Below are 11564 nucleotides of genomic sequence, written 5' to 3'. Positions count from 1 at the left end.
TGTCTTTCTGCGAACTTTCCCCCCGTCCGCCTTGGGCCGTTGGGGTCCTCCTGTGGTAACCCTGTGGCCCGCCGCCCCGGGTGCGTCTTTCGGGGGGGTGGGGGGGGGGGGGACCCCCCCCCCGCCCCCCCCCCCCCACCTGCGGTCGGTCGGGCCGCCGGTAGGGCGGGGCCCTGCCCGTCGGTCTTCGTGCCGGGCTCGTGGCCGCCCTGAGCGAGCTGCGACGCGGCGCCTGCCGTCCCGGCCTCGGGGTCTGCCCGGTTCACGGGCCTCGGGCCGGCGCGGCCCCCGGCTTCAGCCGTCCCCAGCGCCCTCCCCGCCGCCTTGCCCCGTGCGGCCGCGCTCCTCGCCTTCGCGTGGTGCTTGAGGGCCTGCCGGGTGGTGCGGGCGAGGGCGATGGGCTGCAGGAGGGGGAGGGCGGCGGCGATGGGCTCGGGGCCGAGGACGGTGGTGGCGGTGTGGACGGAGCGCGCGGCGCCGGTGCGCAGGGCGAGGGTGGTGAGGAGTTGGGCGGTGTCGCAGCGGAGGACGAGTTCGCTGGCCGCGATGTCGCCGTCGGCGAAGTCGACCAGGTGGACGGCTCCGGTGTCGTCGACCAGCAGGGAGGTGGGGACGAGGGCGCGGTGGGCGATCTCGCGGCGCTGGAGGAGGGCGAGTTGGCGCCAGGCGTCGGCGAGGAGGTCGTCGGTGATCTCCTCGTCGGCGAGCTGGTCCAGGGTGCGGCCGGCCTGGTGCTCGTACGCGATCAGGGCGGTGTCGTGGCCGAGGCCGACGGTGGCGGCGATGCGGCGGGTGCGGACGCCGGCGGCCAGGGCGGCGTACGTGACCAGGGCCTCGTGTTCCAGCCCGGTGCGCGGGGAGCGCAGTGCGCGGGGGTGCGGGGCGGTGCGCAGGCGCAGGCGGCGCCAGGCGCGCTGGACGGCGGCGGCGGTGACGGCCTGCCGGTCGAGGAGCTGGACGTCGAGTGCGGGCCACCCGTCGGCCTGCCGCACCCGGTAGTGGTCGGAGCCCACCGGCAGGGCCTCGACCGGCCGTTGCCCGCTGTCCCGCAGGGCCCGCAGCACCTCGCCGGGCCGGGGCCGGGGGTCCGGGGTGCCGACGGCGTACAGGGTGCCGTGGGCGCCGGTCCAGCCGATGAGCAGGCCGAGCAGCAGTGCGGTGGGGGTGGCGTAGCCGCCGGCGAGTCCGGCGAGTCCGGAGAGCGCGAGGACGGCCCGGGGCAGGCGCCGTTCGCGGCTGCCGGAGGCGGTCATGAAGGCGAGGACGGGCGCGAGGTAGCCGTAGACGGGCTCGGTGTGGTGGAGCAGGTCGGCGGGCAGCGGTTGGGTGAGTGCGGTGACCAGGGAGGTCGGGGCGAGGTCGTCGGCCCACAGGCCGAGGGCGAGGGTGGCGCCGTACGCGAGGACGGCGGCGAGGAGCCCGTCGGAGACCTGTTGCAGGGCGCGCCGCCGGTCGGGGCCGAGCACCCGGCGGGCGGCGAGTCCGACCGGCAGCAGCAGGACGGCGGCGGTGGTGAGCCCGCCGGCGAGGCTCGCGAGCGGTCGGGGCACGAGCGCGGCCGCCTCGGCGACGTCGGCGGCGATGCCCTCGGTGGTGGCCCGGGCGTAGTCGGCGAGCAGCAGGGTGACGGCGATCGCGAGCAGGCCGGTGAGCAGCCGGAGGAGGGCGACGGGCTGCCGGATCCGGCCGGTGTCGGTGAGCGGCCGCATCCGGGACTGCCGGGCGCCGGGCTCCGGCTGCTCACCGGAGGCCGCGGGTTCCCGGGTGGCCGGCTGCCGGGGTATGCCCCCGCCGGTGCCCGGCCGCTCGGGGACATCGGTGTCCGGCCGCCCGGGGACGCCGGTGCCCGGCCGCCCGGGGAAGGGGGCGCCGCCGCCCTCGCCGGTGTCGCCGTCTGTTCTCCCCGTCACGATCGCCACGGGTGGCATGCTCCCATGCCGCCCGGGGCCCCGGAGCGGGGATTCCGGTACGGCCGTCACGCCTGCCGGGTCGGCAGCACCACCTGGTGGCGCAGGTTGACGTGCCGGGGCCGGCTGACGGTGTAGGCGATCAGGTCGGCGATGTCCTCCGCGCCGAGCGCCGGGATCGCGTCGAACATGCCGCCCAGCTGCTCCCGCAGCACCGGGTTCTCGATGTGCCCGCCGAGCTCGGTGTCGGTCAGGCCGGGCTCGATCGCGCTGATCCGGACGTCGCGCGGGCCGAGTTCGGAGCGCAGCGCGGCGGACAGCTGGGTGAGCGCGGCCTTGGTGGCGCCGTACACGGCGTAGTCGGGGAAGATGACGTGCGAGGCGATGGAGGAGACGTTGACCAGGTCGGCGGTGCGGCCGTCGGCGGCGGCCGAGGTGAGGTCCTCGGTGAAGGCGCGGACGATCCGCAGTGCGCCGGTCAGGTTGGTGTCGATCATGCGGGTCCACTCGTCGATCCGGCCGTCGGCGAGCGGGTTGGGCAGCATCACCCCGGCGTTGTTGACCAGCAGGTCGACCCGGCCGTAGGCCTCGTGGACGGCCTTGGTGGCGGCGTCGACCGAGGCCTGGTCGGTGATGTCGGCGGTGACGGCGAGGGCCTGCCCGCCGGTGGCGCTGATCTCGGCGGCGAGCGCCTCGATCCGGTCGGTGCGGCGGGCGAGCAGGGCGACCCGGGCGCCGTCGGCGGCGAGCAGCCGGGCGGTGGCGGCGCCCATGCCGCTGGCGGCTCCGGTGACGACGGCGGTGCGGGTGGCGAGGGCGGGGTAGCTCATCGGGGTCTCCTCGGGAGGGTCGGGCGGACGACGACCACTCTGTGACCGCCGCGCATCCCGGCCCAGGGCTGTGCCCGTCCCTGGAACCGCCTTCCCGGGAACGGCCTTCCTGGGAACGGCAGTACCACCCTCACGGCGCCGCCCCGGAGCTACGCTGCCTGCCATGGAGAACACCCTGGGGGACTTCCTTCGATCGCGCCGGGCCCGGATCCAGCCGGAGGAGGTGGGCCTGTCCTCGCACGGTCGCCGCCGGGTGCAGGGCCTGCGCCGGGAGGAGGTGGCGCAGCTCGCCGGGGTCAGCGTGGACTACTACGTCCGGCTGGAGCAGGGCCGTGGCGGCAGCGCCTCGGACGCGGTGCTGGACGCGGTGGCCCGGGTGCTGCGGCTGGACGCGACGGAGGCGGCGCACCTGCGTTCGCTGACCCGCCCGCCCAAGGCCTCGGCGGCCCGGGTGCGGGGCCGCCAGGAGGTCAGCCCGGGGACCCGACTGCTGCTGGACCTGATGACCGGGGTGCCGGCCTTCGTCCTGGGCCGGCGGATGGACGTGCTGGCCTGGAACGTGCTGGGTGACGCGGTGAGCGGTTTCTCCTCCCGCCGGGACGTCGGGCCGCGCTCGGAGACCAGTCCGAACGCGGCGCCCAACCAGGCCCGGCATGTGTTCCTGGAGCCGGCCGCCCGCGACCACTACCGCCAGTGGGAGGCGGTCGCCGCGGAGACCGTCGCCTACCTGCGCCGGGACGCCGGGCTGCACCCGGCGGACCCGGCCCTGACCGCCCTGGTGGGCGAACTGTCGGTGCGCAGCGAGGAGTTCCGTCGGCTCTGGGCGGACCACCTGGTCCGGGACAAGAGCAGCGGCAGCAAGCTGCTCGGGCACCCGCTGGTCGGCGAACTCGACTTCGGCTACGAGACCCTGGCCGTCAACGGCTCGCCGGACCAGGTGCTGGTCGTCTACACCGCCCCGCCGGACTCGCCCACCGCCCAGAAGCTGGCCCTGCTGGCCAGTTGGACGGCCCCCGGCGCGACCCCCGACACAGTCCTCGACGCGCCCCACGGCCCAGGCCCCGGCCCCGGCCCCGGCCCCGGCCCCGGCCCGGGCGCCGGGGCACCGAGCGTCTCCTCCTGAGGCATCCCGGTCCCGGCCGTCGTAGCCTTCGAACATGAGCGCCTGCGAAGACCTCGCTCTGGCCCCCCGGGAGATCGAGCCCCTCCCGCCCACCGACGGCTGCGCCGAGTGCCTCGCCCAGGGCCGTCGGGACTGGGTGCACCTGCGGGTCTGCCTGGACTGCGGCCACATCGGCTGCTGCGACTTCTCGCCGCAGCGGCACGCCACCGCGCACTTCCACAACACCTCCCACCCGGTGATCCGCTCGTTCGAGGCGGGGGAGGACTGGCGCTGGTGCTTCGTCCACGAGGTCATGGGCTGACCGGAGCGGACGGATCTCCGCCGCACTGGCACCGGGCCGCAGCCCGGATAAAATCCGGACAAGACGCCCATGCGGCCCCTCCGGCCGGCATCCGTCCGGCCGCGGCCGCCTAAGGGAGGCCGACGATGACCAAGCGAACCCCGGGCAGCACCGCCAAGCTCCGCCAAGGCGCCCAGGAGCTGCTGGAACGCCGGGGCATGGCGAGCACGCCCAGCCGCCTCGGCCCGGAGCCGCGAGGCGGCGCGACGTCCTCCGCCGGCGCCGGGTTCCTCCCCGGCCAAGGCGGCGTCTTCCGCCACGGCGGGCGCGACGTGGCGGCCTCGACGGTGCACGCCGCCCCGTCGGTGCACGCGGAGCTCAAGGGGCACCGGCACCGCGGTGCGGAGAAGCACTCCGCCCACTGACCGCGCCGGAGCCCGCCGACGGGTGGTGCCCGATCCACGTCCGACGGTCCCGGCGGGGGCGGATGCCGGCGCTCCCGGATCCGCCCCTGACGACCGCTCAGCGGCCGTCGGCAGTGCCGTACCAGTGCCGTTGCCAGTGCCGCTGTCAGTCCCCGCTGTCAGTGACGTGCGCTACGTTCCTGTCCGTACACCTGGAAGCCACAGCACGACGGGGGTGACCATGGCCGAGGTGCTCGCGGAGGAGTCGGTCGAGCTCCAATTGGAGCGGTACCGCAGGGAGTTGACGGGCTACTGCTACCGCATGCTCGGCTCGGTCTTCGAGGCCGAGGACGCGGTGCAGGAGACCATGGTCCGTGCTTGGCGCGGGCACCGGGGCTTCGAGGGGCGGGCCGCGCTGCGCTCCTGGCTGTACCGAATCGCCACCAACGTCTGCCTGGACGCGCTGAACGGCCGCAAGGGCCGGGCCCGTCCGATGGATCTGGCCGGCCCGGTGACGGTGGCCACCGCGAGCGACGCCCGACTGCCCGAGGTGACGTGGATCGGCCCCGCGCCGGACGGCCGGGTGCTCCCGGAGACGGGCGATCCGGCCGAGGTGGCCGCCCAGCGCGAGTCGGTGAAGCTGGCCTTCGTCGCCGTGCTGCAGCGCCTCGCGCCCCGGCAGCGGGCGGTGTTGATCCTTCGTGAGGTGCTCGGCTGGAAGGCCGCCGAGGTGGCCGAGTTGCTCGGCGTCACGGTCGCCTCGGTCAACAGCGCACTGCAGCGCGCCCGGGCGGTCCTCGCCTCGGACGCCTCGGCGGCGCGACCGGCCCCCGCCCTGGACGAGGACCACCGCGCGCTGCTGGACCGGTACGTCCGCGCCTTCGAGGCGTACGACATGGACGGCTTGGCCGCGCTGCTGCACGAGGACGTCACGCTCAACATGCCGCCGTTCGCGATGTGGCTGCAGGGGCAGGACGAGCTCCGGGCCTGGATGCTGGGCCCGGGGCACGGCTGCCGCGGCTCCCGGCTGCTCCCGGTGACGGCCAACGGCGGCCCGGCCTTCGCCCAGTACCGGCCGGGCCCGGCGGGCGGGCACGAGCCCTGGGCGCTGATCGTGCTGGAGGTGTCAGCGGGCCGGATCACCGGCTTCACCAACTTCCTGGACACCGACGTGCTCTTCCCCCTGTTCGGCCTCCCGCCCCGTCTCGACGCCGAATAGCGCCGAGCGTCCGGCCGGCTCCACGGGGCTCTCGAGTCCCGCGACGTCCAGGGGACCGGCCGCTCCCGGCAGCAGCGCCGAGAGTCCGCTGAACGCGAGCAGTTCCCGCAGCGGACCGTCCGCGTTCAACAGCACCACGCCCACCCCGTGCCGGGCGGCGGCCAACCGCAGCCGGGCGAGCGCGTCGACGACGGCCAGGTCGGGGGCGGTCAGTGCGCCCAGGTCGCAGGTCAGTAGGGCGTCTCCCGAGGTGGTTCTCATGCCGGTTGGACCGCCCCCGGGGCGCCGACTCATCGGTCTGCCGGGGATGCACCGCCAGGAGCCCGGCGGCCGGGCCGGGTGGCAGAGTGGGCGCGACCGAACCCACCTGCCCCAGGAGGAGCGCGCCGTGACGGCTGAGCCCTTGAAGTCCCGCGAGGAATGGCTGGCCTCGCTGCCCCGGATCTACGCGGCGGCGGGCTGCCTGCTGCGCGACGAGTCCGGCCGGATCCTGATCGTGAAGGCCGGCTACCGCGAGCACTGGCAGTTCCCGGGCGGCACGATCGACCTGGGAGAGGGCCCCGTCCGGTGCGCGGAACGGGAGTTGGAGGAGGAGACCGGCATCGTACGGAAGGCCGGCGATCTGCTGGCCATCTCCTGGACCCACCCCTCGGGCGAACTCGACCACCCGGCCGAACACCTCATGTTCGATTTCGGCACCGTTCCGGACGACACCCCCGTGACCGTCCCGGCCGGTGAACTGGACACCCACCGCTGGGCGCCGCTCGCTGAGGCCCTGGAACTGCTCGGCCCGGCCCGTTCGGCCCGGCTGCGGGCCGCCCTGGAAGCAGCCGAGGATGGCCGGGTCCGGATCGTCACCACCCACGTCTCCGGCTTCTAGGACCGCGACCCGGCACCGGGTTCCGCGCCCCGGGCGGCGCTTCCACCCGGGGCGCGGCGGCTGACGCTCAACCTCGCTGCTCGTCCTGCCGCCCGTCCTACTGCTCGTCCTGCTGCGGGGACTCCGCGTTCCGGGTGGCGATCAGGGCGGCGATGGCCTCCGAGACGAAGGTCTCCACCTCGGCCTTGTCCACCTGCAGACCGGCGAGGACGCCCTCGCCGTTGTCCTGCTCCAGCAGGGCGAGCAGGATGTGCTCGGTGCCGACGTAGTTGTGCCCGAGCTTGAGCGCCTCGCGGAAGGTCAGCTCCACCACCTTCTTGCTCCCGGTGTCGAACGGGATCAGGGCGGGCAGCTCCTCGACGGAAGCCGGCAGGGCGGCGGTGGCCGCCGTCCGCAGGGCCTCCGGGCTGACGCCCTGGGCGGCGAGCGCCTTCATCGCGATGCCCTCGGGCTCGGCGAGCAGGCCGAGCAGCAGGTGTTCCGTGGTGATCTCGGGGTTCTGCGCCTTGCGGGCCTCCTCCTGGGAGGCCACCACGACGCTGCGGGCCCGGGGGGTGAACCGGCTGAACCCCTGGCTGGGGTCGAGGTCGTTCGGGGTGCCCGGGTCCTTGGGGACGAAGCGCTTCTGGGCGGCCTGCTTGCTGACGCCCATGCTGCGGCCGATGTCGGTCCAGGACGCGCCGGAACGGCGGGCCTGGTCGACGAAGTGGCCGATCAGGTGGTCGGCGAGGTCGCCGAGGTGGTCGGCGGCGATGACCGCGTCGGAGAGCTGGTCGAGCGCGTCGGTGTGGACCTTCTTGATCGCGGCGATCAGGTCGTCGAGGCGCAACGGAGTGGTGTTGGGAACAACGGGATTCTCCATGCGTCAACCGTAGGTTGTCGATACCGCATCGTCAACCATCGGTTGACGCTACCCGCGAGTAGCGTCCGGCGCCCCTACTCGACCGGCACCAGCCGGGCCCGGGCGGCGGCGATCCGGGCCGGGGTGACCCCGGCCGCCAGCAGGTAGCCCGCCGGGTCGAGCCCGTCGAGCGTGGACTCCAGCACGGCTTCGGCGGTCGTCCCCGCCTCGGCCAGCACCGCGTCGATCCGCCGGTAGGGGTCCGGCAGGCCGAGCATCCCGTAGAGCGGCCGGACGTTGGGGCCGCTCAGCAGGTAGTCCTCGGCGATCGCGGCCCGGTCGACACCGGCCAGGGCGAGCAGCAGCAGGGCGGCCAGGCCGGTGCGGTCGCGGCCGGCGCCGCAGTGCACCACCAGCCCGCCGGGGCGGGCCCCGGCGATCGCGGTGACCAGCGCGGCGGCGGCGTGCGGGCAGTGGTCCAGGTAGGGGCGCAGGGCCAGCGGGGTGCCGTCCAGTCGGCCGTAGGTCTGCCACCAGGCGGGGCCGGCCAGCGCGTCCAGCGGGACGCGGACCAGTTCGACGCCCTCGGGGAGCGGGAGGAGCGGCTGGTACTCCTCGGCGTTGCGCAGGTCGACCACGGTGCGGACGCCGTGGTCGAGGAGGGTCTCCCAGCCCTCGCGGGTGAGGCGGTCCAGGTTGTCCGCCCGGACCACCGCGCCGCAGGCGGTCAGCCGGCCGGAGGCGGTGGGCAGTCCGCCCAGGTCGCGGACGTTCAGGCAGCCGTCCCAGACGAGGGTGCGGTCCTCGATGGTGCTCGGCGCGTTCGTCCGCATGGTGGGGCTCCCCGGTTCGTCGTCGCGGGGGGCCCGTTACCCCCTCGTTATCAGGACTCCCGGGAGATCCCGATGGTTCCTGGCTGTTCGAACCCCCGCAACCGGTGGTTCAGGCGGCGGTCGGGCACTCGGCCTCGGCGCCGACCAGCTTCTCCATCGGCTCGACCGCGATCTGGCCGAGCATCGAGCCGGCCAGGATCGCACCGATCAGGAACACGGTGGACAGCCAGGCCATGGTCGAGACCGGCAGGACGAACGCGCCGACCACCCGGGCCGCGCACTCGGCCAGCAGGGCGGCACCCCAGATCCCGGCGAACACCCGCTCGTGCCGGCGGAAGGTCCGCGAGGCGGCCGCCCGGCCCTCGGCCAGCCGCTGCCAGGCGGCGGTGAGGTCCCGCTTGCCCTTGGTGACGAAGGGCATCAGCATCGGCGTCATCACCGGTCGGCCGACCAGGGCCGAGAACAGGATCGCCAGCGCCACGGTGCCGCTCAGCCCGCCGTCCTTGGCGATCATCAGCCGCGCGTCACCGGTGACGAAGGTGAGCGCCAGGCCCGCCAGGTTGACCACCAGCATCAGCGCGGCCCAGAGGTTCAGCCGGCGCTCGCTCAGCAGCCCGAGGACCGTCCGGGCGGCCGGGAAGGCGCTGCTCCAGGCCAGCGCGGCGAACTCGCTCAGACCGCAGGCCGAGTGCAGCACGTAGTAGCCGACCATCGGGGCGGCCACGTCGAGGGCCAGCGGGCGCAGACCGGAGAGCAGCGGGTTCGGCTCCTTGGCGTGGGCGGGGCCCTGCGCGGGAGCGGAAGTGGTGGCGGCGCTGATGCTCTGGCTGCTCATGGTGGGTTCCTCCCCGTCCGGTGCCGCGGGCCGCTGCCCGCGTCGTGCCGCCAGTCTTTCCGGCCGGCCCTGCCCCGGAGCAGTGCCGTCCGTTGCCGGATCCGCATGACAGTTGTCACGGCGCTCCCCGTGACACCGCCTCCGACCCGCACGGACGCGCTCCGGGCCACCGCGTGCGCCGACGGGACGGGGGCCCGGGCGGCCCGGACCCACGACCGGCGCCGACCTGTTCCCCCGGATGACGCATGATGGGGCGGGTGCAGAGTGCAGAACGCCCCGGAGCGGGCACCGGCAGCCCCCTCGGCCGGCCCGGACCAGTCCCCGCCGCCGGCCCACCGCCGGGCCCGGCCCCCGCTGCCGATCTGACCGAGGCGGTCCGCGCCGCCCAGGACGGCGACGAGGAGGCGTTCCGCCTGCTGTTCCGGAGCGTCCAGCCGGGCCTGTTGCGCTACCTCAGGGTGCTGGTCGGCGGACGGCCCGAGGACGCCCAGGACGCCGAGGACATCGCTTCCGAGGCCTGGCTGCAGATCGCCCGCGACCTGCGCGACTTCTCCGGCGACGGGGACGGCTTCCGCGGCTGGGCCGCCACCATCGCCCGCAACCGCGCCCTGGACCACCTGCGCGCCCGGCGCCGCCGCCCGGTCGCCGACCTGCCCGTCGAGTACCTGGCCGAGCTCGCGGCCGGGGACGACACCGCGGGCGCCGCGCTCACCACCGTCGGCACCGCCGACGCACTGGCGCTGATCTCCCGGCTGCCGCGCGACCAGGCCGAGGCGGTGCTGCTCAGAGTGGTCATGGAACTCGACGCCGAGAGTGCCGCCCGGGTGCTCGGCAAGCGGGCCGGCAGCGTCCGGATGGCCGCCCACCGGGGACTGCGGCGACTGGCAAAGCTGCTGGAGCAGCCCTACGCCTCCGGGGCCGGGATCCCCGCCACCCGCAGCGCCGAACCGGGGGCCGGGAACCGGCCGCCGGGCCCGGCGAAGGAACCCGCGAAAAAAAATCCTCCGCAGGGTGTGACAGAACGCCGGGCCGCGACGCTGAAGGACATGAGATGAGCACCAACCGATCCCGCCGGATCGACCGTGATACTGCCGAGCAACTGCTCGGCGGTGCCGTGGGCGGCCCGTCGGCCGGGCAGGAGGCCTCGCTCACCGGACCGGACGGTCCCGGGCACGTCGCCCGGGTGCTGGCCGCGGCCGCCGCCCCGGCGACGGCGGCGGAACTGGCCGGGGAGGAGGCCGCACTGGCCGCGTTCCGGGAGGCGAGTCTCAAGCCCGACCCCGTAGTGACCCCCGTCCGGAGACGATCCATGGCAACCGCAGCGCTGGCCAGGGCCTTCAGCACGAAGGCCGCTGCCGCCGTGCTCGGAGCCACCGCGCTGTGCGGGGTCGCGGTCGCCGCCGGCACCGGCAACCTGCCGTCCCCCCTGGGCGGCGGCCCGTCCGAACCGGAGCACACGCTGGCCGTCCCGGGCGCCTCCACCGGAGCCTCCTCGGGCGCGTCCCACTCCGTCACGGCCGGCACCCGCCCCGCAACCCCGTCCGAGTCCGCTCGTCCGTCCGGCACCGCCTCCGGCGGACCGCAAGCGGCCGTCCCGGCCACGCCCGGCACGCCCACCACCGCCGAGCACGGCGCCCGGCCCGCCCTGCCGCCCGCGCTGGTCCCGCTCTGTCAGGGCTTCGCGGACCGTACGGGCAAGGGCGAGCACCCGCGCCAGCTGGCCGCCGACCCGCTCTTCGCCCCGCTCGTCGCGGCGGCCGGCGGAGCGGACAGCGTGCCCGACTACTGCGACGGCACGCCCGACCACCAGGGCGCCACCGCACAGCCGAGCACCCCCGCCCGGACCGCCCCCGGAACGGACGGCGGCAAGAACGGCGGGGACAACGGCAAGTCGAACGCCAACGGCGGCTCGAACGGGAACGCCAACGGCGGCGGGACCACCGGCCAGGACGGCGGCGGTGGCCGCACGAAACCCGACAAGGGCGGCGCGACCGCGCCCACCCCGCCGGCCCCACCGGACGTCCGTCCGAGCAAATCCGTCTCCTCCGAGGACGAGCAGTCGACCCGGAGATGACCCCCAGAACTCCGGGTGGGCGGCGAGCGACTCCCCCCGGGCTCGCCGCCCACCCGGATCGAACCACCCGCACCACCCGCACCACCCGCAGGACGCACAACCACCCGAAGACCCCGGGTGGCCGGTCGGCTCCCCCGTGCCCACCGTCCACCCGGCCGGCCCGACCGGACCGACCGGCGCCCACCCCGGACGCGCCGCCGGCCCGACCGGCCCGGAACGGTGCGGCCCGCCCGCCCGCAGTCAGGGCGGGCCGCACCCCCACGCCGGGGGGCGGGGGGACAACGGCCGGTTCCCCTAACGACCCCCAACCTGAAAAAACTGTGGCCTCCGGAGGGGGA

General features: G+C 75.4%; 12 protein-coding genes and 1 pseudogene. 7 read left to right on the top strand and 6 right to left on the bottom strand.

Translation table 11 applies throughout. From position 1 onward, the window contains the following. Together ACZ4WV_RS14115 and ACZ4WV_RS14110 are read right to left on the bottom strand one after the other, a co-directional pair. Positions 1 to 1919, bottom strand: a pseudogene (locus ACZ4WV_RS14115) (hypothetical protein); the annotation flags it as partial. Between the two features lie 56 nt (positions 1920 to 1975). After that, positions 1976 to 2737, bottom strand: a complete 762-nt coding sequence (locus ACZ4WV_RS14110) for an SDR family oxidoreductase (RefSeq protein WP_465746220.1) — start codon at positions 2735 to 2737, stop codon at positions 1976 to 1978. A 163-nt stretch (positions 2738 to 2900) separates the two neighbouring features. Here ACZ4WV_RS14110 and ACZ4WV_RS14105 point away from each other — a divergent pair, with 163 nt between their 5' ends. From ACZ4WV_RS14105 to ACZ4WV_RS14090, 4 genes are all read left to right on the top strand, one after another. Then, positions 2901 to 3860, top strand: a complete 960-nt coding sequence (locus ACZ4WV_RS14105; RefSeq protein ID WP_465746218.1) for a helix-turn-helix transcriptional regulator — start codon at positions 2901 to 2903, stop codon at positions 3858 to 3860. A 34-nt stretch (positions 3861 to 3894) separates the two neighbouring features. Then, entirely contained in the window at positions 3895 to 4161 is a 267-nt protein-coding gene (locus ACZ4WV_RS14100; protein ID WP_465746216.1) for a UBP-type zinc finger domain-containing protein, read from the top strand. A gap of 125 nt (positions 4162 to 4286) precedes the next feature. Next, a complete protein-coding gene (locus ACZ4WV_RS14095; RefSeq protein WP_465746214.1) occupies positions 4287 to 4565 on the top strand; it encodes a hypothetical protein in 279 nt (92 codons plus the stop codon). Positions 4566 to 4785: 220 nt separating this feature from the next. Continuing rightward, on the top strand, positions 4786 to 5763 hold the full coding sequence (locus ACZ4WV_RS14090) for a sigma-70 family RNA polymerase sigma factor (protein ID WP_465746242.1): 978 nt from the start codon (positions 4786 to 4788) through the stop codon (positions 5761 to 5763). Here the strand turns inward: ACZ4WV_RS14090 and ACZ4WV_RS14085 are convergent. Next, on the bottom strand, positions 5671 to 6024 hold the full coding sequence (locus ACZ4WV_RS14085) for a hypothetical protein (protein ID WP_465746212.1): 354 nt from the start codon (positions 6022 to 6024) through the stop codon (positions 5671 to 5673). The genes ACZ4WV_RS14090 and ACZ4WV_RS14085 overlap by 93 nt on opposite strands. 127 nt (positions 6025 to 6151) lie before the next feature. Here ACZ4WV_RS14085 and ACZ4WV_RS14080 point away from each other — a divergent pair, with 127 nt between their 5' ends. After that, positions 6152 to 6643: an NUDIX domain-containing protein gene (locus tag ACZ4WV_RS14080; RefSeq protein WP_465746210.1), complete on the top strand. Its 492-nt coding sequence runs from the start codon at positions 6152 to 6154 to the stop codon at positions 6641 to 6643. A 97-nt stretch (positions 6644 to 6740) separates the two neighbouring features. Here ACZ4WV_RS14080 and ACZ4WV_RS14075 read toward each other — a convergent pair whose 3' ends face one another. The 3 genes from ACZ4WV_RS14075 to ACZ4WV_RS14065 form a co-directional block, all read right to left on the bottom strand. Next, on the bottom strand, positions 6741 to 7505 hold the full coding sequence (locus ACZ4WV_RS14075; protein WP_465746208.1) for a Clp protease N-terminal domain-containing protein: 765 nt from the start codon (positions 7503 to 7505) through the stop codon (positions 6741 to 6743). 74 nt (positions 7506 to 7579) lie between these two features. Beyond that, the gene (locus tag ACZ4WV_RS14070; RefSeq protein WP_465746206.1) at positions 7580 to 8317 is read right to left on the bottom strand and encodes a tyrosine-protein phosphatase; all 738 of its coding nucleotides are present in this window, start codon (positions 8315 to 8317) and stop codon (positions 7580 to 7582) included. Between the two features lie 109 nt (positions 8318 to 8426). After that, entirely contained in the window at positions 8427 to 9152 is a 726-nt protein-coding gene (locus tag ACZ4WV_RS14065) for a VC0807 family protein (protein ID WP_465746204.1), read from the bottom strand. Between the two features lie 248 nt (positions 9153 to 9400). Here ACZ4WV_RS14065 and ACZ4WV_RS14060 point away from each other — a divergent pair, with 248 nt between their 5' ends. Next, positions 9401 to 10207, top strand: coding sequence for an RNA polymerase sigma factor (locus tag ACZ4WV_RS14060; RefSeq protein WP_465746240.1), 807 nt, complete (start codon positions 9401 to 9403; stop codon positions 10205 to 10207). Continuing rightward, positions 10204 to 11226: a hypothetical protein gene (locus ACZ4WV_RS14055; protein WP_465746201.1), complete on the top strand. Its 1023-nt coding sequence runs from the start codon at positions 10204 to 10206 to the stop codon at positions 11224 to 11226. The genes ACZ4WV_RS14060 and ACZ4WV_RS14055 overlap by 4 nt, the downstream gene beginning before the upstream one ends. Positions 11227 to 11564: the final 338 nt, after the last annotated feature.

It is taken from the genome of Kitasatospora sp. NPDC029312 (assembly GCF_055569215.1).
The sequence above is the reverse complement of the archived record's forward strand: the minus strand, read 5'-3'. Positions and strand labels throughout refer to the sequence as shown.